Source organism: Providencia sp. Marseille-Q8014 (genome assembly GCF_965112055.1).
The window spans coordinates 1,053,792-1,076,013 of record NZ_CBCOPT010000001.1 but is presented as its reverse complement, the minus strand read 5'-3'; the positions used below and the strand labels follow the sequence as shown (position 1 = coordinate 1,076,013).

At 41.9% G+C, this 22,222-nt stretch carries 19 protein-coding genes; 4 read left to right on the top strand and 15 right to left on the bottom strand.

The window, feature by feature from the left end:
- Positions 1 to 89: 89 nt before the first annotated feature.
- The 11 genes from alaS to gpt all read right to left on the bottom strand — a co-directional run bounded on the left by alaS (position 90) and on the right by gpt (position 13,794).
- Entirely contained in the window at positions 90 to 2,717 is a 2,628-nt protein-coding gene (alaS, locus tag ACWPW6_RS04635; protein WP_250000060.1) for an alanine--tRNA ligase, read from the bottom strand.
- 447 nt (positions 2,718 to 3,164) lie between these two features.
- A complete protein-coding gene (gene recA, locus ACWPW6_RS04630; protein WP_154625109.1) occupies positions 3,165 to 4,232 on the bottom strand; it encodes a recombinase RecA in 1,068 nt (355 codons plus the stop codon).
- Between the two features lie 94 nt (positions 4,233 to 4,326).
- A complete protein-coding gene (gene pncC, locus ACWPW6_RS04625) occupies positions 4,327 to 4,842 on the bottom strand; it encodes a nicotinamide-nucleotide amidase (protein ID WP_163860771.1) in 516 nt (171 codons plus the stop codon).
- Between the two features lie 21 nt (positions 4,843 to 4,863).
- Positions 4,864 to 6,054, bottom strand: a complete 1,191-nt coding sequence (lplT, locus tag ACWPW6_RS04620) for a lysophospholipid transporter LplT (RefSeq protein ID WP_250000057.1) — start codon at positions 6,052 to 6,054, stop codon at positions 4,864 to 4,866.
- A gap of 4 nt (positions 6,055 to 6,058) precedes the next feature.
- The gene (aas, locus tag ACWPW6_RS04615) at positions 6,059 to 8,203 is read right to left on the bottom strand and encodes a bifunctional acyl-ACP--phospholipid O-acyltransferase/long-chain-fatty-acid--ACP ligase (RefSeq protein WP_250000055.1); all 2,145 of its coding nucleotides are present in this window, start codon (positions 8,201 to 8,203) and stop codon (positions 6,059 to 6,061) included.
- Between the two features lie 108 nt (positions 8,204 to 8,311).
- The gene (gene aroL, locus ACWPW6_RS04610; RefSeq protein ID WP_154625105.1) at positions 8,312 to 8,812 is read right to left on the bottom strand and encodes a shikimate kinase AroL; all 501 of its coding nucleotides are present in this window, start codon (positions 8,810 to 8,812) and stop codon (positions 8,312 to 8,314) included.
- Positions 8,813 to 8,950: 138 nt separating this feature from the next.
- Positions 8,951 to 10,204, bottom strand: a complete 1,254-nt coding sequence (gene proA / locus ACWPW6_RS04605; protein WP_163860770.1) for a glutamate-5-semialdehyde dehydrogenase — start codon at positions 10,202 to 10,204, stop codon at positions 8,951 to 8,953.
- Between the two features lie 2 nt (positions 10,205 to 10,206).
- Positions 10,207 to 11,310: a glutamate 5-kinase gene (gene proB, locus ACWPW6_RS04600; RefSeq protein WP_154625122.1), complete on the bottom strand. Its 1,104-nt coding sequence runs from the start codon at positions 11,308 to 11,310 to the stop codon at positions 10,207 to 10,209.
- Positions 11,311 to 11,426: 116 nt separating this feature from the next.
- A complete protein-coding gene (gene crl, locus ACWPW6_RS04595; protein WP_154625103.1) occupies positions 11,427 to 11,828 on the bottom strand; it encodes a sigma factor-binding protein Crl in 402 nt (133 codons plus the stop codon).
- Positions 11,829 to 11,898: 70 nt separating this feature from the next.
- Entirely contained in the window at positions 11,899 to 13,149 is a 1,251-nt protein-coding gene (gene frsA, locus ACWPW6_RS04590) for an esterase FrsA (RefSeq protein WP_250000052.1), read from the bottom strand.
- Between the two features lie 180 nt (positions 13,150 to 13,329).
- Positions 13,330 to 13,794, bottom strand: coding sequence for a xanthine phosphoribosyltransferase (gene gpt, locus ACWPW6_RS04585; RefSeq protein WP_154625101.1), 465 nt, complete (start codon positions 13,792 to 13,794; stop codon positions 13,330 to 13,332).
- Between the two features lie 262 nt (positions 13,795 to 14,056).
- Here gpt and pepD point away from each other — a divergent pair, with 262 nt between their 5' ends.
- On the top strand, positions 14,057 to 15,517 hold the full coding sequence (pepD, locus tag ACWPW6_RS04580; protein ID WP_163860768.1) for a beta-Ala-His dipeptidase: 1,461 nt from the start codon (positions 14,057 to 14,059) through the stop codon (positions 15,515 to 15,517).
- Positions 15,518 to 15,562: 45 nt separating this feature from the next.
- Here pepD and dinB read toward each other — a convergent pair whose 3' ends face one another.
- Positions 15,563 to 16,618, bottom strand: a complete 1,056-nt coding sequence (dinB, locus tag ACWPW6_RS04575) for a DNA polymerase IV (protein WP_163860767.1) — start codon at positions 16,616 to 16,618, stop codon at positions 15,563 to 15,565.
- A gap of 172 nt (positions 16,619 to 16,790) precedes the next feature.
- On the opposite strand from dinB, the gene ACWPW6_RS04570 reads away from it, so the two are divergent.
- The 3 genes from ACWPW6_RS04570 to ACWPW6_RS04560 all read left to right on the top strand — a co-directional run bounded on the left by ACWPW6_RS04570 (position 16,791) and on the right by ACWPW6_RS04560 (position 20,641).
- Positions 16,791 to 19,097, top strand: a complete 2,307-nt coding sequence (locus ACWPW6_RS04570; RefSeq protein ID WP_250000050.1) for a TonB-dependent hemoglobin/transferrin/lactoferrin family receptor — start codon at positions 16,791 to 16,793, stop codon at positions 19,095 to 19,097.
- A gap of 78 nt (positions 19,098 to 19,175) precedes the next feature.
- Positions 19,176 to 19,706, top strand: coding sequence for an RNA polymerase sigma factor (locus tag ACWPW6_RS04565; protein WP_154623973.1), 531 nt, complete (start codon positions 19,176 to 19,178; stop codon positions 19,704 to 19,706).
- A gap of 23 nt (positions 19,707 to 19,729) precedes the next feature.
- Positions 19,730 to 20,641: a glycerophosphodiester phosphodiesterase family protein gene (locus tag ACWPW6_RS04560; protein ID WP_154623955.1), complete on the top strand. Its 912-nt coding sequence runs from the start codon at positions 19,730 to 19,732 to the stop codon at positions 20,639 to 20,641.
- A 127-nt stretch (positions 20,642 to 20,768) separates the two neighbouring features.
- Here ACWPW6_RS04560 and nqrM read toward each other — a convergent pair whose 3' ends face one another.
- The 3 genes from nqrM to ACWPW6_RS04545 are packed head-to-tail and all read right to left on the bottom strand — an operon-like array spanning position 20,769 to position 22,169.
- Entirely contained in the window at positions 20,769 to 20,996 is a 228-nt protein-coding gene (gene nqrM, locus ACWPW6_RS04555) for a (Na+)-NQR maturation NqrM (protein WP_004923200.1), read from the bottom strand.
- Positions 20,997 to 21,012: 16 nt separating this feature from the next.
- Positions 21,013 to 22,044 carry an FAD:protein FMN transferase gene (locus ACWPW6_RS04550; RefSeq protein ID WP_250000047.1) on the bottom strand — a complete coding sequence of 344 codons (1,032 nt, stop codon included), beginning with the start codon at positions 22,042 to 22,044 and terminating at the stop codon, positions 21,013 to 21,015.
- The gene (locus ACWPW6_RS04545; RefSeq protein WP_255427370.1) at positions 22,038 to 22,169 is read right to left on the bottom strand and encodes a hypothetical protein; all 132 of its coding nucleotides are present in this window, start codon (positions 22,167 to 22,169) and stop codon (positions 22,038 to 22,040) included. Before ACWPW6_RS04545 ends, ACWPW6_RS04550 begins: the two co-directional genes overlap by 7 nt.
- Between the last annotated feature and the right edge of the window lie 53 nt (positions 22,170 to 22,222).

The following is a 22,222-nucleotide window of genomic DNA, read 5'->3' as shown; positions in this document are numbered from 1 at the left end:
CGTACAAAATATAACACTACCCACAACATATTAACAACGTTGCAACAGATAAAGTTGCCTCACGGTGCATGAGGCAACCTAATCAGCGCTTATAGTCGTGAGTTAACCCACTCTTCTACACTGGCCATCGCCGCTGGTAACGCACTCACATCCGTACCACCCGCTTGAGCCATGTCTGGGCGCCCACCACCTTTACCACCGACTTGCTGTGCAACATATGATATCAAATCACCCGCTTTTATTTTAGCAGTCAAATCATTAGTTACACCAACAATTACACTGACTTTATCACCACTCGTTGTTGAAAGCACGATAATCGCCGATTTCAACTGATTTTTGAGATCATCAACCATCGTTCTCAAAAGCTTAGGTTCAGTGTTACTTAATTGGCTAACAAGTAATTTAATCCCTTTAATATCTTTTGCTTTACTACTAAGTGAAGCACTTTCTTGGGATGCTTGTTGATCTTTTAGTTGCAAAATCTCTTTTTCTAATTGGCGAGATTTTTCCAATGCAGACTTAACTTTTTCAACTAAGCTATTCATATCACCTTTTAAGAGGTGAGCTATCGCATTCAACTGATCAGATTGGTTATGTACGCTTTCAATCGCGCCTTCCCCTGTGACAGCTTCAATACGACGAACCCCCGCAGCCGTACCTGATTCACTGGTGATGCGGAATAAACCGATATCACCAGTACGGCTTGCATGTGTCCCACCACAAAGTTCGATAGAAAAATCGCCCATACTCAGAACACGTACACGTTCTTCGTATTTTTCACCGAATAATGCCATCGCACCTTTTTCTTTTGCACTTTCTAAATCCATAAGTTCCGTTTCAATTGGTGTGTTCTTACGAATTTGTGCGTTAACAATGTCTTCCACTGCGCGTAATTGTGCAGGTGTCATTGCTTCAAAGTGTGAAAAATCAAAGCGGAGATATTTATCGTTAACTAAAGAGCCTTTCTGTGATACATGATCACCAAGTACTTGGCGTAATGCCGCATGCAACAGGTGAGTTGCTGAGTGATTAAGGCGTATTGCATCACGTCTTTTCACATCAATTTTAGCATCTATACGGTGGTTAATGACTAGTGAGCCAGACTCTACCTGACCAATATGACCAATTGCCTGACCATATTTTTGTGTATCAGTGACAGTAAAATGACCACTCTCATTACGCAGTACACCCGTATCGCCAACTTGACCACCCGATTCAGCATAGAATGCAGTCTTATCAAGGATCACAAGACCTTCTTCTCCAGCATTCAGGGAATCTACTGACTGGCCATCTTTATAGATAGCAGTGATAGTGGCTAATTGTTCATTATAGGCATAACCAGAAAATTCGCTGTGTTTTTCAACCTTAATTAACGAATTATAGTCGGTACCAAAACCACTCGACTCTCTTGCACGGCGGCGCTGATCTTCCATTGCGCGCTCAAAGCCTTCTTCATCAACTTTGATGTTACGCTCACGGCAAACATCCGCGGTAAGATCGATAGGGAAACCATAAGTATCATATAAACGGAACGCAGTTTCGCCATCTAAGGTGTCACCTTTAAGAGCCGCAAGTTCTTCATCTAATAATTGAAGACCACGCTCTAATGTACGTGCAAATTGTTCCTCTTCCGTTTTAAGCACTTTTTCAACCATAGCTTGTTGACGAGCAAGTTCATCTGCTGCTGATCCCATCACTTTAATCAGTGGAGCAACCAGCTTGTAGAAAAAGGTCTCTTTTGCCCCTAGCATATAGCCATGACGTACAGCACGGCGAATAATCCGGCGCAATACATAACCACGGCCTTCATTCGATGGGATGACGCCATCACTCACGAGGAATGCACAAGAGCGAATATGGTCAGCAATAACACGAAGTGATTTATTTGATAGGTCGCTAGCACCTGTAGCCTTTGCAGCCGCAGCGATAAGGTCGCGGAAAATATCGATATCATAGTTAGAGTTAACATGCTGCAATACAGCCGCAATACGTTCAAGCCCCATACCGGTATCCACAGATGGCTTAGGTAATGGTTCCATCGTGCCATCTGATTGACGGTTAAACTGCATGAAGACGATGTTCCAAATTTCAATATAGCGATCGCCGTCTTCTTCAGGACTTCCTGGAGGCCCACCCCAGATATGCTCACCATGGTCATAGAAAATTTCGGTGCATGGGCCACAAGGACCAGTATCCCCCATCTGCCAGAAGTTATCAGAGGCGTATGGTGCACCTTTGTTGTCGCCTATACGAATAATGCGTTCAACTGGAATTCCGACTTCTTTGTTCCAAATTTCATAGGCTTCATCATCGGTTTCATACACGGTAACCCACAATTTCTCTTTTGGTAGGTTAAACCACTCTTTTCCAGTTAATAGCTCCCAAGCAAATTTGATCGCATCATGTTTGAAGTAATCGCCAAAGCTAAAGTTACCGAGCATTTCAAAAAAAGTATGGTGACGGGCTGTGTAGCCAACGTTTTCTAAATCGTTATGTTTACCACCTGCTCGCACACATCTTTGTGCCGTAGTCGCTCGGGAATATGCTCTTTTATCCAGACCAAGAAATACATCTTTGAACTGGTTCATCCCTGCGTTAGTGAACAATAATGTTGGGTCATTATTTGGTACTAGCGAACTGCTACTTACCACCTGATGACCTTTTGTATGAAAAAAGTCGAGAAACGCTTGACGGATCTCAGCGGTGCTTTTACTCATATTTATCCCGATTTCAAGCTGGAAACTGAATTACGAATTGTTGAGATGGAATGTAACATCACCTCTAATCAACTCTCCGATTAAAAAGTGACTGATAAGATAAAGTCTCTTTGCGTAGAAGTAAAATTTATACTCTTCATACTGTAAGTTTCAGTACAGTTGATGACATTCATTCGCATTAGTCACACATTGATGAATGTTCCTATTGCCTATTTGGTCACTTAACTGCAACTTGAGCGTTTTAAAGTATAGATACATCCATTCGTGGCTTTCATTGTAAAGCGTCTGAGTATTTTCTGAAAGTATGTTTATACCTTTCAGTTGGCTATTTTTCCACTGGAAAACTATTGTTTACTCCCAATATAGTGCAAATGAAAAATAAAAAACGCCACTCTTTTTTGGAGTGGCGTTAATAATCTGCTTATTTATCAAACCAATGAATCAATATTAAAATTCTTCAGGCGATTCATTTTCTTCGGCTTCACTGATGTAATCAGTGGCTGCACTGCTAAATTCACCAGTGTGAGTTAGTAGCATTTCACGCAGTTTTTTATCAATTTCTTCGGCCGCTTCAGGGTGCTCTTTCAGATATATTGTTGCATTCGCTTTCCCTTGACCAATTTTATCACCGTTATAGCTATACCAAGCACCGGCTTTTTCAATCAATTTATGCTTAACACCTAAATCAATTAATTCACCGTAGGTGTTAATCCCTTCACCGTACAGGATTTGGAATTCAGCTTGTTTAAATGGTGCAGCGACTTTGTTTTTAACGACTTTAACACGCGTTTCGCTACCAACAATCTCTTCACCATTTTTCACAGCACCAATACGGCGAATATCTAAACGTACGGAAGCATAGAATTTGAGAGCATTACCGCCCGTTGTCGTTTCAGGGTTACCAAACATAACACCAATCTTCATACGAATTTGGTTAATGAAGATCAACAGCGTATTTGAGTTTTTCAAGTTACCCGCTAATTTACGCATTGCTTGGCTCATCATACGAGCAGCTAAGCCCATATGAGAGTCACCAATTTCACCTTCAATTTCAGCTTTTGGTGTTAATGCTGCAACGGAGTCAACAATGATGACATCAACAGCCCCTGAGCGCGTCAACGCATCACAGATTTCCAGTGCTTGCTCACCGGTATCAGGCTGAGAACACAGCAGGTTATCAATATCAACGCCTAATTTTTTTGCATAAATAGGGTCGAGAGCATGTTCAGCATCGATAAATGCACATGTTTTACCACTGCGTTGTGCGGCTGCAATAACTTGCAGTGTCAGTGTTGTTTTACCAGAAGATTCAGGCCCATAGATTTCAACAATACGCCCCAGCGGCAGACCACCAGCACCTAAAGCGACATCAAGAGATAAAGAACCCGTTGAGATAGTTTCAACATCCATTGAGCGATCTTCGCCAAGACGCATGATAGAGCCTTTACCAAATTGCTTTTCAATTTGACCTAGCGCTGCTGCTAATGCTTTTTGTTTGTTTTCATCGATAGCCATGTTCACTCCCTTTGATGCAGTGAAGTTACCCACTGCAAATAGAACGATTGAATTCGGTTTGTTAATGCTAAGTATACTGTATAATCATACAGTATCAAGAAGATTTTTCACTTATGATTTGTAAAAGTGTTTCAAGTGCATAAGCTGTTGATTGTAAACGTACAGAATTTCTATCACCTTGGAATATACAGTGCTTAACCGTCACATGAGCTCTGCCTGTAGCGTTTTTTTGGGCGAAACCGAACCAAACCGTTCCCACCGGTTTAGCGTCACTTCCGCCACCTGGACCTGCTATGCCACTCACTGAAATCGCCAAATCAGCAGCAGCTTCAGTTAAAGCACCGAGTGCCATTTCAGAAACCACTTGCTCACTCACTGCCCCAAATTTTTGCAGTGACTCATTTGTCACACCAATCATTTGATGCTTTGCTTCATTACTGTAAGTCACAAATCCTCTATGAAAGTAATCCGAACTACCCGCAATATCCGTCAATACCTTAGCAATCCATCCGCCAGTACATGATTCTGCACAAGTAATCGTTTTACCTTGTTTTTTGAGGACTTCAGCAAGCTGAATACTCAATGTTTCGAGATAACTTTCATTTATCATGTGATTTTTACCTTCGGATAATTACTTTTTGCGTGCGCGATCCCAAACCCATAAACCCGCAATCGCTATAGCAAATACGCTACCAAAACCGACACCAACACTAATAACGGATAATCCTGCTTTCATGGCTAGGGAATATAATCCTAACATAATTAGCATTGCACTATTTTCACCAAGGTTTTGCACTGCAATCGCGTTACCAGCCCCAACGGTTTCCTTGCCTTTTTCCTGCAATAACGCATTAAGAGGAACGACAAATAGCCCGCCAAAAATACCGAGTACCGCTAAGATAGCATAGGATGGTAAGAGATTGGTTTGTAACGCAAGTAATACCACCATGATACCAATGACTACCCCAGCAGGAATACAGCGTGACACCGTTTTTAATGTAATGAATTTAGCAGCCACCCCAGCACCAACCACAATCCCAACGGCAACAGCGGCATTAAGATAGGTTGGCGTTGCGTTATCTTGTAGACCTAATGCAAACGGTACCCAAGCCACCAGTAAAAAACGTAATGTGACGCCCGCGCCCCAAAACATACTGGTTCCCACCAGTGAGAAACGGCTTTCTTGGTTTGCCCAAAGTGTACGGCAAGCAGAGATAAAATCGGTGAAAAGCTTCTTAAAATGCCAGCCTTTACCTGGGCGAGCAGCAACTAAATGCGGAATATAGAAGTTGGCAATCACCGCTAATGCGTACAATACCGTACAGGTAACCAACGCTAAAATAAGGCTAATATCCGATAAAATACCACCGACGACAGAACCAATCAAAATGGCCGCGATAGTTGATGCTTCCATCACGCCATTGGCCTTCACTAAATTATCACCACCGGTCAATTCACCTAAAATACCGTATTTTGCTGGTGAGTAAGAAGCCGCACCAATCCCAACCAACCCATAACAAAGAAATGGGTTAAGCCCTAAACAGATCCCCAAAGCCCCTAAAAATTTAAATAGGTTTGAGAACAACATGACACGCCCTTTAGAAAAGCGATCGGCAACTTGACCAACAAACGGTGCCAAAATGATATAAGTAAATACAAATACCATTTGTAGTATTGGATGGCTCCATTCAGGGTAAAACTCAGCTTTTAACTGCGCTAAAATGGCAAATAACAACGCGTTATCGGCAAAAGCGGATAAAAACTGTGACGTTAGCACAGCCTTCATTCCTCGACTCATCAATGGCGCATTCATTTCTTGCATATCATCAATCCTCTAACGCCATTTGTTTCAGTGTCACAAAGTCTGTTTTACCGGAACCGAGTACAGGTAGCTCTTTCACCAAACGAATATCACGGGGAACGGCCAATTCCGTTAAGCCTTTACTTTTAGCGGCAGAAGAAAGTGCGCTTCTATCGAGGTCTTTATCCGTCGTAAACAGAACTAAAGCTTCACCTTTACTGCTATCAGGTTTAGTGACAACAGCATGATGTGCATTAGGGGACAAACTCAGGACCATCTGTTCAATGCTTTCGAGGGACACCATTTCTCCCGCGAGTTTTGCAAATCTTTTTACGCGGCCTTTAATAGTGCAATAATTAAGCTCATCAAGTACAACGATATCCCCCGTGTCATACCAACCTTTTTCTTGTTCCCCATGTTGGTTTTCCGCTGATGGCGCTTCAAGAATGCCCGGTGACTCAACACGCAAATACCCTTTCATGATATTAGGGCCTTTTAATTGTAATTTCCCCCCATTTTCAATGCCTGAAATAGGGATAATGCGAGATTCCATTTGCGGCAATATTTGCCCTACTGTTCCTTCTTTAGAGGCCATTGGCACATTGATAGAGACAATCGGAGCGCATTCTGTAACACCATAACCTTCAAGAATACGGATACCAAACTTGTCGAACCAAATTTTCTTAGTGCTATCCGACAATTTTTCAGCCCCAGCAACGACATAACGTAATCTTGCAAAATCATATTGATGAGCAAAACGTGCGTAATTAGCTAAAAACGTTGATGTACCAAATAGAACAGTGCAATTTTTGTCGTAAACCAATTCAGGAATGATTCGATAATGCAATGGGCTGGGGTAAAGAAAGACTCGGCTACCAGAAAACAGTGGAATAAACAGCCCAACCGTTAAGCCGAAAGCATGAAATAGGGGCAATGATGACATAAAACGATCACGTGGTGTAAAGTCAGCGATCGTTTTGATTTGTTCCACATTCGCCATCAAACTTGCATGGCTATGTACCACCCCTTTAGGTGTTCCTTCTGAACCTGAAGTAAACAGGACGATAGCTTCATCATCGGCTTTACGCGGTATTACCGCTTTCGCTGGCATCAATAAGTGTTTAACGATCCAGAGTTTATCCCGCAGCGTGACCGTATCTTTTAAATCTTCAAGATAAATCCAATTCGCCTCGGTGACCTGCTCAGGAATATGGGTCAAATTCCCTTTTTCAAGGAACTGCCGTGATGTAAAGACAACTTTAGCTTGAGAAGCTTTGAGTGCATTACTGATACCATGACTACCCGCTGTGTAATTGAGCATCGCAGGCACTCGCCCACGCATTAATGCCCCAAAAATAGCGGCTGCCGTTACTGTTGTATTTGGCAATAATAAACCGATACGCTCATTTTCATGGGTATAGCGCTCAATGATTCTCCCTACACCTAATGATTTCTTTAACAATCCTTGGTAATTATCTTCTTTAAAATTAATGTCTTCAATACAAGGTGCACGGCGTCCAAAACGTTTTACGCTATCAATAAATTCTTCAACCAGTGTGACTTGAGGGCGACAAGCCATACGTGCTGATTTCATGATGTGATATAAGTGAACACCCGCTAAATGACGACGCTCAACCGCTTTAGGCGCTTCTGGCATCGGAATCATTTCAGCAGGTAAAATATGCAGGGTAATTTTAGGAAACCATTTAAGGGGAATGATGCCTTTTAAACGGCTAAAGTGACTACGTTCCGCCCCTTCAATACGAATAGGCACAACTTTTGCGCCGGATTTGGCAGCGACAAACGCAGCACCATCATATATTTTCATCAAAGAGCCATGCACTGAAATACGCCCTTCCGGAAATATCACTATCGGACGGCCTTTTTCAACTTCTTTAACTAACTGACGTATGCCTAAAGGGTTTGCAGGGTCAAGAGGAACAATATCAACATAAGGTTTTAGCAGTTTGATCATTCTTGGTGTTGCGAACGTAGAATAAACTGCAAATACTGGCTTAATCGGTAAAAATAGCGCGACCAACACACCATCAAGAAATGAAACATGATTTGGTGTAATTAAGCATTTGTCTTGGTAGAGCGCTTTTTCATCCCCAACTAAGCGGACTCGAAATAAAAATCTAAGTACTGTCCTCAGCATGTTTGCCAGCATAATAAATCCCTATTATTTGATTTCATTTATCACTTAAGCGGATGATTATGTCGTAAAAACCCGTATAAAACTAAGTGTTTTATTCCTAAAATACCATTCAGAACAATATTATTTATCAAACTGAGTTAATTGATGAATAATTGATTCAATCGGCAACCCTGCATCAATCACATAGTGTGCCGTCTCCCGATAAAGAGACTCTCTTTGTGACATGACCTCTTCTATCTCTTCTAGTATCGATTTCCCTGTCAGACTTGGTCGTTGCTCTGCTTGAGGTTCTGCGGCAAGTCTCGCGGCTAAAATCTCAGGTGTAGCACTTAGATAGATAACCGTTCCATTCGTACGCATGACACGTTGATTTTCTTTTAATAAAATAATACCGCCTCCCGTTGAAACGACGGTATCTGAGTGCGAGATTGATTTTAATACTTCACTTTCTAAATGACGAAAGTGTTCCCAGCCATATTGTTCTACAATCTGTGCAATACTGCTTCCTGCTCGCTCAACGATTAATTTATCAGTATCAACGAATTGGCACGATTTCTGTTCAGCCAATTTTTTTCCGATTGTAGTTTTTCCTGAACCTCTTGGACCTATAAGGTAAAACATCTGCATTCATCCCATCGTCATCATTATTATGGTACATGTGCCACTTGTTATAGATTTAATGGCTCAGTCTAAAAATGGCAAATCATCATAAAAACAAAGCCACACGCTAAGTGTGGCCTAATTATTGTTATTGAATTATTAAGCTCGGTTCAGGAAGTCGCCGTAACCAATCCATTTATAGGTGGTCAACGCATCCAATCCCATCGGCCCTCGAGAATGAAGTTTTTGTGTACTTACCGCTACCTCAGCCCCTAACCCAAACTGCCCACCATCGGTAAATCTTGTGCTCGCATTCACATATACTGCGGCTGAATCAACACGCTGTACAAAGTAATCTGCTTGATTAATCGACTCCGTTAAAATGGCATCTGAATGCGCGGTACCATAAGTGCGAATATGATTAATTGCAGCATCAATTCCAGCAACCACCTCAACGTTAAGGTCAAGAGATAACCACTCGTCCACTAAATTTTCAGGCGTGACAGCAACCACTTTCGCTGGGCCATTTTGTAAATACGGCATCGCTTGTTGGCTGGCATGCAGAGTCACCTGTTGCTCCGCCATTTTTTGGCTCAGTAGTGGTAAAAAATCACCCGCAATTTTTTCGTGAACAAGTACTGTTTCCAGTGAGTTACAAGCACTTGGGCGCTGAACTTTAGCGTTAATCAGCACATCAATGGCTTTATCAAAATTCACTGACTCATCAACAAAAGTATGGCAAACACCAATGCCCCCTGTAATAACAGGGATCGTTGATTGTTCACGACATAATTTATGCAGACCTGCTCCACCACGAGGTATTAACATGTCCACATAACGATCTAATTTAAGTAATTGAGTCACTAGTTCACGATCAGGATTATTAATCGCTTGGATCGCATTTGCGGATATCCCACAATTTTTCAGTGCTTTTTGGATCACTTCCGTGATAGCCAAATTGGTATTGTGAGTTTCTTTACCACCTCGTAAGATCGCTGCATTACCTGTTTTTAAACATAATGCCGCAACATCAACAGTGACATTTGGACGCGCTTCATAGATAACACCAATCACCCCTAATGGCACACGACGACGCTGAAGATTTAGGCCATTATCAAGTTGGTTTCCATCAATAATTTGCCCTACAGGATCTGCTAATTGGCAAACTTTTCTCACATCAGAAGCTATATTTTTTAAACGTTCAGATGTCAGTAATAAGCGATCTTGTAATGCAGGCGACATACCCGTTGCCTGTGCTTGTTCAATATCTTTTTTATTCGCCTCAAGAATGACACGACTTTCTTGTTCCAGCAGATCAGCTATCTGCTCTAACACCGCATTTTTCTGTGTGGTATTTAATTGAGCGAGTTGCCATGAGGCTTCACGAGCCGCTTTTCCCATTTGTTCTAACATAATTAACCCACTATCATATCATCGCGGTGGACAGCAACAGAGCCGTGTTCATACCCAAGTATGCGGCCTATCTCTTGTGAATGATGACCCGCAATCATTCTTAATGCATCACTATTATAATGACTTACTCCATGAGCAAGGTCTTTGCCGGCCATGTTGCGTATTCGCACGACGGCACCACGAGAAAAGTCACCTTCGATTTTCTTGATCCCTTTTGGAAGCAGGGAACTGCCTTTTTCTAAAATGGCTAGTTGTGCACCGTCATCGATATATATATCGCCAGCAGCAGGTGCGCCGAAAATCCAGCGTTTGCGGTTTTCCATTGGGTTTTTCTGCCCATAAAAGCGCGTTCCTACCGGTATATTTTCAATAACGGCACTAATCACATCAGGTTTATTACCCGCTGCAATGATGACATCGATTCCGGCTCTTCCTGCCACATCCGCGGCTTGTAGCTTAGTGGCCATACCGCCTGTACCGAGGCCAGTAACACTTCCGCCTGCCATTTCTCGTAGCTCATCATTGATTCCATACACTTCGGGGATCAATTTAGCATTTGGATTACTGCGAGGATCTGAATCAAATAATCCTTCAATATCCGTTAATAGTAGTAACTTATCTGCATCTCCAAGAATTGCAGCAAGGGCGGATAAATTATCATTATCCCCAACTTTAATTTCTGCTGTTGCGACTGCATCATTTTCATTGATAACGGGCACAATGCCATTATCCAGCAGCGCTTGCAATGTATCTCGCGCATTCAAAAAGCGTTCTCTATCTTCGAGGTCGGCACGCGTTAATAACATTTGCCCAATATGGATGCCATAAATGGAGAATAACCTTTCCCATAATTGAATAAGACGGCTCTGCCCTACCGCGGCCAGAAGCTGCTTCGATGCAATCGTTGCGGGAAGTTCGGGATAATTAAGATGTTCGCGACCCGCTGCTATTGCCCCCGATGTCACGATAATAATACGGTGCCCTTTTTCATATTGCTGTGCGCATTGCCTGACTAGCTCGACGATATGCGCTTGATTCAATCGACGTGAACCCCCTGTCAACACACTGGTGCCTAATTTAACAACAAGTGTCTGGCTATTTTTCATCATTTTTCTGCCATTAAGATTAAAGAAACACAAACTAGCTATTATTTTTATCAGCTGGAGCGCGTTATGCCAACAGGCATAACGCTAAATTAAACAAAAGTTAGTTTAAAACAATTTTATACGCTTAATTCCAGCTTAAATTCTGCCATTTTTGCAGAAGGAAACAAAGAGAGCTCTAATTCCGCAAGCTGTTTTGAAAGAGATTGGTGAAAGGCGATGAGATTCTGTTCAATAGTATCAATGGTTGTATTGTCTTTTAAGGTCTTTGCTTGCCAATTACCTTGGCTATTATACAGACCAAAATGGTATGAATATTCAAATCCATTATCATTTGGCGATAGCAGCATCCACCATCCCCAAAATTCACGCTTTTCCGGCGCAATATTGACATTAACACAAACAGTGAGACTATCGAAAAAATAGCAACCGTCGACACATTGCTTTTCTCGTAGATAAGGTCCTAAAGCCGCAAACTTTTTTAAATACTTTCCATTAGAGTAATCATTAGGTAACGCCATGTAAGGATCTCCTTTTTGAGAAGATCCCTTTTTAGCAAAAGTTAAAAAATAATCAAGTCATTAAATAAAATTAAACTATTTTACTTTTTAACCAATCAACCGTTTCGCTGAGTGCTTTTTGATAATTCACAAAAATCGGTGTTGTGGGTAAAGTTAGCATATGACCGTCCATTGATGAGCGCATAATCAAATCCGATTCCGCTTTAGGGCTATAAATGTCACCTTTCCAATATACTGACATCATAGGTACTCGGCAGCGCCGCCCTAACAATCCTTGGTTTTTCAGTGAATAGCAACTTAGCTCATGACGTAACGCTGCACCGTCAACGTGATAGATACCTAAACGGCTAGCAAAAACGTCCAATTCCATACGCGGAATATCCCGCTGATATTTATCTTCATGCAATAAACTATGCACGATAGGACCTAATACCCCAACCGCTTTAATTTTTTCAGGACACATATAAGCTAGCCTTAAGGCTATATTTGCCCCAAAGCGTAATCCAACCAGCCCAAAACGTGTATGGTCGATCCATGGAATGGTATCTAATTGACGCACGACTTGCTCATGCAAGGCACTGGCCTCTTGAGATAGCTTATATTTAATGGAATAACCTATTGATGGCATATCCAATGTCAGCATCGCAATGCCGAGCGGCTCAAGATAATCACGGAAAAAACGGCAATAGTCGATTTGTAAACTATCGAGAGTTCCACATACCATCACCGTTGGATAAGGACCTTGCCCAGTTGAAGGTATGTGTAAAAAACCACAAACTTCTTTATTACCATCAACCTTAAATGCGATTTTTTTCAACTTATAACGAGAAAATTGTGCTGCGCTGTCATACGCTTTACAGGCTAATAAGACCGCTTGATCGGCTAATTCATCGCCTTTTATGAAAGGATAGGCGGCAATACTGTATAAATTCGCGGCGCGTAACCATGCTTTACTTGCCGCTTCTCCACCTTCAAACTGCAACGCTTTTTGTTGCCATTGCATCGCTTGATGAGACCATTCAAAACACCAGTTTCCTCGGCGGTTACCAATGACTGTATCAAGCAAATTATCATCACTTCGTTCAGCGTCAGTTACCGCAATACGGCTCAACACCTCTTCAATTTCTAACGCATCTATGCCCCGCCAAATCCACAATAAACGATTAATCATGCGATACCAGCCGGCATGCTGCGAGCCACTCAATACAGAATGGTTATTGATGATAGGCGCACTATAGGCTGAATAAGAAACGAGTGTCGATGTTTCAACCTGTCTAACTTTTGGTTTGAACAGTTTTTCGGAGAGATTTTGTTGAGTCATCCTAATAACCTGTTGGTTGATCTAAATAAAAAGGGAATGCCATCGCATCCCCTTATCTTATCGTTTTGTATTGAATTTTATTAGGTAATAATGTTTTAAGCATAATGTATAAAGGGATTCTCACCCTATATTAGCGTTATTTTTACCTATCATTTAGATCTAACTCAAAACAATAAAAGTTTATTTTTCTTGTTCACACAGAGGCTTAACAAATACAACCCCCATATCCCATGGCTGTTCAATCCATGTGTTTTGTGGGATATCGACGACGTAATCATCCACTAATGGACGACCCGCAGGTTTAGCGAAAATCGTGACAAAGTGTGCTTTCGGGTACATCTCACGAATAGCTTTTGCGGTACCACCAGTATCAACAAGATCATCGATGACAATGAAACCTTCACCATCACCTTCAGCGCGTTTAATCACATTCAATTCACGCTGGTTATCATGGTCATAGCTTGAGATGCACACAGTATCAACATGACGGATACCAAGTTCGCGTGCAAGAAGTGCGCCTGGAACAAGACCACCGCGGCTAACCGCGATAATACCGGTCCATTGGTCTACAGGTAATAAACGTTGTGCGAGTTTACGGGCATGTATTTGCAACATATCCCACGTTACGACATATTTTTCGCTCATAAAATTCGGGTCCCGACTACTGAGTAATACTGAAATGTGTCTTGCGGAAAAAAGGTTGCGCGAGATTATAGTGATTTGACGCAGCAAAAACCAGCAAAAACGGATAATTGTGATGAATTAATATTATTTGCACTGACTATTTATAACAATTAGGTGTATGCTGAGAAAATTAATCGTGTGGCCTGAATATCTGTGCTACGCCTTTTAAGCAGAATAAGTTGCTAAAAATAGATAAGACCAAAGTCGCTTAAGGAGATCCAACGTGTCTGAACTAGCCAAATTGTCACCACAGCCATTATGGGATATTTTTGCCAAAATTTGTTCAATTCCCCATCCTTCTCACCATGAAGAAGCGCTAGCAACACACATTATCGAATGGTCAAAACAAAAAGGGTTTCATGTAGAACGTGATCAAGTGGGTAATATTTTGATCCGCAAACCCGCGACCTCTGGTTATGAAAATCGTAAGCCTGTTGTTCTGCAAGCCCATCTTGATATGGTTCCACAGAAAAATAATGACACTGTCCATGACTTTACCAAAGACCCTATCCGTCCTTACGTGAATGGTGAATGGGTTACTGCTGAAGGGACAACCTTAGGTGCCGACAATGGTATTGGCATGGCATCTGCCCTCGCCGTCTTAGCTGATGACAGCGTTGAGCATGGGCCACTTGAAGTGCTATTAACCATGACTGAAGAAACCGGTATGGATGGCGCTTTTGGTCTACAAGCAGGATGGCTACAAGCTGATATTTTGATCAATACTGACTCAGAAGAAGAAGGCGAAATCTATATGGGTTGCGCTGGCGGTGTGGATTTTACAGCTACATTTGATCTGACTCGCGAAGCGATACCACAAGGTTACAAAACCTTTACCCTGACATTAAAAGGCCTAAAAGGCGGACACTCTGGTGGTGATGTCCATTTAGGTTTAGGTAATGCCAATAAATTGTTAGCGCGTTTCCTTGCTGGGCACCAAGAAGAGCTAGGCTTGAAACTGCTAGAATTTACAGGAGGCACAGTTCGTAATGCCATTCCACGTGAAGGACATGTCGTTATTGCGATAGCCGCAGATAAAGTTGCTGAATTAACCGCACTCAGAGCGCGTTATGAAGCTATCTTGCAAAATGAACTCGCTGTTGTTGAACCCAACTTAGTTCTGCTATTAGAAGAAACTCAAACAACATTAACGGCACTCACTGAAGAGTGTCAAAAACGCTTTGTATTCTTCTTAAACGCCGCACCAAATGGGGTGATCCGCATGAGTGATGTGGCGAAAGGCGTAGTGGAGACATCGCTCAATGAAGGCGTTGTTACCATGACAGAAGAGAAAGCAGAAGTGATCTTCTTAGTTCGCTCCTTAATCGATAGTGGCAAAAACTATGTTGTGAATATGCTCACCTCTGTGAGTCAACTGGCGCAAGCTAAATACCGTGCAGAAGGCAGCTACCCAGGCTGGCAACCCGATGCAAATTCCCCCGTTATGCATCTCGTGAGTGAAACTTATCAAAAACTGTTTGGTAAGGTGCCGAATGTTATGGTGATCCATGCAGGCCTTGAATGTGGTCTATTCAAAAAACCTTACCCTGACATGGATATGGTTTCTATTGGACCAACCATTCGTGGTGCGCACTCACCCGATGAGCGTGTCCATATCGCAAGTGTTGGTGAATACTGGAAACTATTGACTGCGGTTCTAAAAGCAATCCCAGTTAAAGGCTAATGAACGACGGCTAATCAAAGTATCCGCTCTACTGGGGCGGGTACTTTAAAGTTCTAACAATAATTGCCTTTCTAATTGTGGGCTTTGCAAAGTCACATGCAAACCAACCAGCCTAACCCCTCGATTTTCGCGACGATTTTCCCAAACCTGTTTAGCCAAAAGTACAAGGTCTTGCTTATCGAGTATTGGATAAATATGTTCCTGAGTTGTTTGCTGGAAATCATTAAATTTTATTTTTACGCCTTGGCGTGCAATACGCCGGTCAGGTTTTACTTTTGTCAGCCTGATTTCCAACTCTTCATATAACTTATCCAATAATGGCAAACACTCCTCCCAGTGATAAATATCCTTCACCAGAGTCCGTTCAACCCCCACAGATTTACGCAATCTATCAGGATTAACGGGCCGTTCATCAATACCATGGCAGCGTTCCCATAAGACCTGCCCAAACTTCCCCATCGCTTTAATTAAAGTGACAGCATCATAATGTTGCACATCCGCACACGTTTCCAATCCCATATCTGATAACTTTTGCGCCGTGACTTTGCCAACCCCCGGAATTTTTTTCAACGGTAATGACAACACAAACTCCGGTAAACGTTGAGGTGTGATGACAAACTGCCCATTGGGTTTATTTAAATCCGAAGCAATTTTGGCTAAAAATTTTATTGGTGCGATCCCTGCTGAAGCAGTCAGCTGTAGCTCATCAAAAATTTGCTGACGAATAGCCTGAGCAATCAGTGTTGCTGAGCCATGACAGTATTGGCTATCTGTCACATCTAAATAGGCTTCATCCCATGACAGGGGTTCAATTAAATCGGTATAACGAGAAAAAATTTTATGGATATGCAAAGACGTTTCTTTATAGAGAGCCATCCTACCCGGTAGAACTTTTAGATGGGGACATAACCTTAATGCAACCGCTGTTGACATGGCACTATGTACACCGTAGCGCCTTGCCTCATAGTTGGCTGTACTAATTACACCACGACGCTCAGCACTCCCCCCTACGGCAATAGGAACATTACGTAGACTAGGGTCGTCACGCATTTCTATTGCGGCATAAAAGCAGTCCATATCAATATGAATTATTTTACGCATTACAATCTCACCGAATAGATACTGTTTAAATATACAGTTTATTTATTAGGTGTGCAATTATTCCTCAAAAAAACCGTCAATATAAAAATAATTATCATTTTCATTACCGGAAAAACGTTCTCAAACGACTAATAGTAGATATTGATAAGAATGGTGAATTATCGAGAATATAATGAATAAAAATTCCACTCAGCAAGTAAAAATAGATAAACCAACACGTGCCTTTTTGTCTAGGCTCAATCGTCTCTCCTTTGCGAGTTTACTGATCGCTACCACAGCAGCCTCTGCCGACGGAGCAGAAACCGTTCTTGAGGCATCGCACAAACAAGAACAAGATCAACCCATTCAATTTCCAGCCCTATCTGTTGTTGGTCATTTAAATTCAAGTGTTGGCGCAGGCAGCTCAGTGCTTAAATTAAAAGATATCGAACGTACCCAAGCCAATAATCTGGCCGAGCTAGTCGATCAGTTACCGGGAGTCTCATCATCCGGTTCCCCTCGCCCTGGAGGGCAAACACTCAATATTTGGGGGATGGGAGATATGGAAGACGTTAAAGTCACTCTTGATGATGCGCCCAAGGGCTTTGAAAAATACCGCCAAGGTTCAGTGTTTATCGAACCTGAACTCATCAAACGTATCGATGTTGATAAAGGTCCACATAACATTATGGACGGCAATGGCGGCTTTGGTGGAACCGTCAAAATCACCACCAAAGATCCTGAAGACCTGTTACGGACAGGACAGCATTTCGGAGCGATGTTTAAATACAGCTATCACACCAACGACCGTCAAAATATTTATAGTTCAGCCTTATATGGCAAAACGCTTAATGGGATTGCCGATGGCTTATTGTATGTCAGCAAAAGAAAAGGGGATGATTTACGTCGTCCTGATGGGAGCCGATTCGGTTTTTCTCAATCAGATCAATTATCTTATTTAATTAAAAGCAATATTTACCTCAATGACCAGCACACTCTCAGTTTATCTGCAATGCGCTCAGAATCGGATAACTTAGTGCCTTGGGCTGCAAAACGAGATGAACTGAGCACACCAACACAAAGAGAGATCGACCAATATGGCTTTGATGGTGCGATCAAACGTAAATTGGTACAGCGAGATCAGCAAGATCAAAACTACAGCGTGAAGTGGAATTTTATCCCTGAAAATAGTGATTTGATCAATCTAACAGCCACATACGCATGGTCAAAAACCAAGCAGCATGACACTAGACCAGAAAATGCGTCTAAATTCTTAACGTCCAGCCTAGGTAATAAAAGCTGGGTTAACTATACAGATCAACTCTTTGATATTCATAATGAAAGTGTCTTCGATACGGGGAGGTTAGAACACCAAGTTACCATTGGTGCAAGATGGCATAAGAATGATCGTGGCATTTTGATGTTCGATGCAGGAAAAGCCAATAAGCCTGAATATAATTACGGTTATTTTCAACCGCAATTTATGCCTGCTGGAGTCCAGGAAACCACCAGCGCATATATCCAAGATGCAATAACTTGGAATAGGCTAACAATCACTCCGGGCGTACGCTACGATTATGTTACCAACAAGGGTAAAGGTAATTTAGCTGCAACCTATATGGAGCAAGACCCTCTCATCGGCCATGATTATCGTTCCGTCACTTATAGTGGTATCTCGCCTCATTTGGGGCTCCTTTGGAAAACAACACCTAACCTCACGCTTTTTGGTGATATTAGCCGTACATGGCGTGCACCTGTTATTGATGAACAGTATGAAGTGCAATTCGCTAATAGCAGCTTAACCGGCAGCAGCCGCAATCTAGGTAAAGAACGTATGCATGGAATTCGTTTGGGTGCAATCGTCGACTTCGACCAAGTCATACAAGCGGATGACCAGTTACAAATACGTACCACGCTATTTCGTAATAGAGGAAAAGATGAGATATTTCGTCGCCGTGGTGAATATTGTGAGGCAAAAAAATACGGTATAGGCGATTGCGAGAGACCCCTTTCGAACTATCGTAATTTACCCGGCTACACCATTGAAGGCTTAGAGATTGAGCTATTTTATGATAGTCCTAATCTTTTCGGTAAAATGGCCTATTCCACAATCAAAGGTGAACGTGATGCCTCTCCTCGTGACCCCTGGTTTGGACAAAAAACATGGATAGGTGAAATTCCACCCGATACCTTACATGTCATGTTAGGTTACAAATTACCGCAATGGCATACTCATTTTGGTGTAACAGGTGACTTTGTCGGACATCAAGTCCGTTCACCCGCAGATAGAGACCCTAAAGCCGACTCATGGGGATACCCAAAATCCAAAGGCTATGCGCTGTATGGCGCATTTGCGCAGTGGAATCCTGAATTTATTTCTGATACAGAGATCAGAGTTACTGCAACTAACCTTTTCGATCAAGATTATTATCCATATCTTGGCGAATCCGTATCCGGTGTGGGTCGAGATGTACGTTTAAGTATCACCAAATATTTTTAATATCGCGGATGGACTCTCTTTTTTGAGGGTCCATAATTGACTTTAAAATAAAAATGATAATAATTATTATTTTTATTTATGACTACACCAATTTTCTCTACTAATAGTACCTCACGAATAGAAGAACAGCGTCTCTTTCAGCAATATGCCCCTGATCTCCTTAGGTATATTCTTGCTCGCACCCCTAACGACGATATCGCAAGTGAAATTTTACAAGATGTCTTTGTTCATACGATTGAAACAAATCGCTGCCAAACTCTACACTTTCCAAAAGCATTTATGTACACGCTGGCACAACGCAATATTGCCAATTTTTATCGTCGACAACACATAGAAGCTAAATATCTCAATCTGCTGGTGGAGCCTGAGCCTGAGTGGCACTTGGAAACACAATTGGTACTAGAGGAGCAGTTGCAACGCATGTTTGAACAACTTGCTAAGCTACCGACAATCATTGAGCAAGCCTATCGGCTAGCCCAATTTGAAGGAATGACCTACCAACAGATTGCGGCGCAATTAAAAGTTAGTCCTAATTCAATCAAGTACTACTTACAAGAAGCCAGAAAAGTATTACAAAAAGGGTTCGCTGAATTCAATTTAACTTATTGAGATAATTATTACAGGTAATACATATGATAAAAATAACAACACCATATATTAAAAAAGGGATATTCGCTGGTTTGTTAATTCTTTCCAGCCAAAGTTGTTTCGCCCACTCGCTACAAATTGTTGCTCATCGGGCAGGTACTGCGGATGCGCCTGAGAATACGCTTTACGCAATTGAGCTCGCCAAACAAAATAATGCTGACATCATTTGGATAACCGCCCAACTGACCAAAGATAAACACGTTGTTTTATATAGGCCAAGTAACTTAGAAGCCTTAACCGCGCAAAAGGGGCTAATATCTCAGTACACCGCACAACAACTCGCCACATTCAATGCCGCTGAGCAATTTAACAAAAAACATCATCGTCAATTACCCATACTACAAACAACGATCCCAACACTCGAATCCGTATTAAAAAAATACCCTAATACGCAATTTTATGTTGATTTAAAATCCCCTGATGCAGACCCAACCACGCAAGCCGATATTATTTATGCATTACTTGAAAAAAATAATGCGTTTAAAAATACGCGCTTTTATTCAACTAATGATGCATTCATCAAAGCCTTAACCAAACGCTCCGATAAAATTAATACCTTTGAAGGCCGTGATGAAACACGCACCATCTTAGCTAATAGCGCTATGAATCATCATTGTTCAGCCCCCACCGATAGACAATCTAAATCACGTTGGTATGGCTTTGAATTACACCGTAAAGTCGAGGTCGTGGAGAAATACACATTAGGCGAGGCTCGCTCACCTGCCACATTATCATGGGATAAAGAAGCTATTGATTGTTTTAGAAAAAATGGCCAAGCCCATATTGTTCTATTTGGTGTCAATAGTATGGAAGATTATCAATTAGCCAAAGACATTGGCGCAGATGCGGTGATGGTTGATTCCCCTAAAAGCTTTAAAGACGCAATCAGTAAGTAGTTCTTAACTTGCTTTATCAAAGTAGCCTAACGCTATGAGCATCAACTCTAATGCATAGCCTCTAAATAAAAAATAAGCCTTAACTGTGACAGTTCACAGCTAAGGCCATCATTATACTTATCAGATTTTAAATAATACGGTGTTTTTCAAGTGCCTTTTGGCGAGCCTCTTCCCGTGCCATACGCTTCTTACGTGCATCACAAGGCTCTGGGCAATCACACACTTTTTCAACACCAATGCTGCTTAATCCACCACAGCTACCTTGAATGCTCTTGCGCTTAATAATGTACCCAAGTGACATACCGAGAAATGCCAGTAGGAACAGGACGAAAGCTGCAATAAAAACATTTAGCATTCTTACACCCTCCTAATTACTGCTTTTTCTGTAAAAATGGCTCGAATGCCTTAGTGTAACGCTCTTCGAAACCTTTTTCTGTCTTGATGATCATAAACACAGGAATATCCAGCTTTTCAGCTAAGGCAAAACCCTCAACGGGTCCGAGCACATTAAGTCCTGTCGATAAACCGTCCGCACTCATGCAAGTTGGAGCAAGTACCGTTATTGATACCAAATTATGTTTAATTGGCATCCCTATTTTTGGATCGATAGTATGGGAAAAACGGACACCATCTTGTTCAAAATAGTTACGGTAATCGCCCGATGTCGCTATAGACATATCACCCGGTTCGATCACTTCCTGAGCCGTTTGATTCACCCCATCAGTCGTCGGCTTTTCAATCGCAATACGCCAAGGAGCATCTTTACCATTTTTCCCTTTCGTACGGACTTCACCACCAATATCAACCATATAGTTATTAATATTGACTGACTCTAAATACTCAGCAACGACATCGACACCATAACCTTTCGCGATAGAAGATAAATCGACATAAAGCTCAGGGATCGTTTTAATCAGATTATTACCTTGTACAGATAATTTCTCTATGCCAACCCATGCACGACGTTTTTCTAATTCACTGTCTGTTGGTGCTTTGGTGACTCGCCCCTCAGGACCAAATCCCCACAAATTAACTAAAGGACCAACCGTGACATCCAGCGCCCCATTAGTTAACTCATTAATACGAATGGCTTCTTTCACCACTTTTGCTGTTGCAGCTGAAACAGGAAAAGGAACATTAACTTCTTTGAACTGGTTGAAACGGCTTAATTCCGAGTCAGGACGATAAGTTGACATTTGGTCATTCACTTCTTCCAAACGTTTATCTATCTCTGCTTGGATTGATTCACTACTTGGAGAGGAAGAATCAGCCACATATTTGATGGAATAGTAAGTTCCCATCGTCTGCCCCTGAAGGTTAGCTTGTTCAGGTCCGCCGCAAGCCGCCAATAATAGTGTTGCTGCAAACAGCAGCACTGGAGTTATCACTTTTCTGTTCAGCATAATTTTCTCTGCTTCAATAATAAGCGCCCACATAAGCGGGCGCTATACTCATCATATTGTTGATTGCCGTGTTGCTGACTACGTTCATTCGCACTAGTCACAGGAATTAACCTGTTCTTAGACACTCATTCTCTTGTCACCTAACTGCACCTCAACTATGTAAGTATATACAAACAAC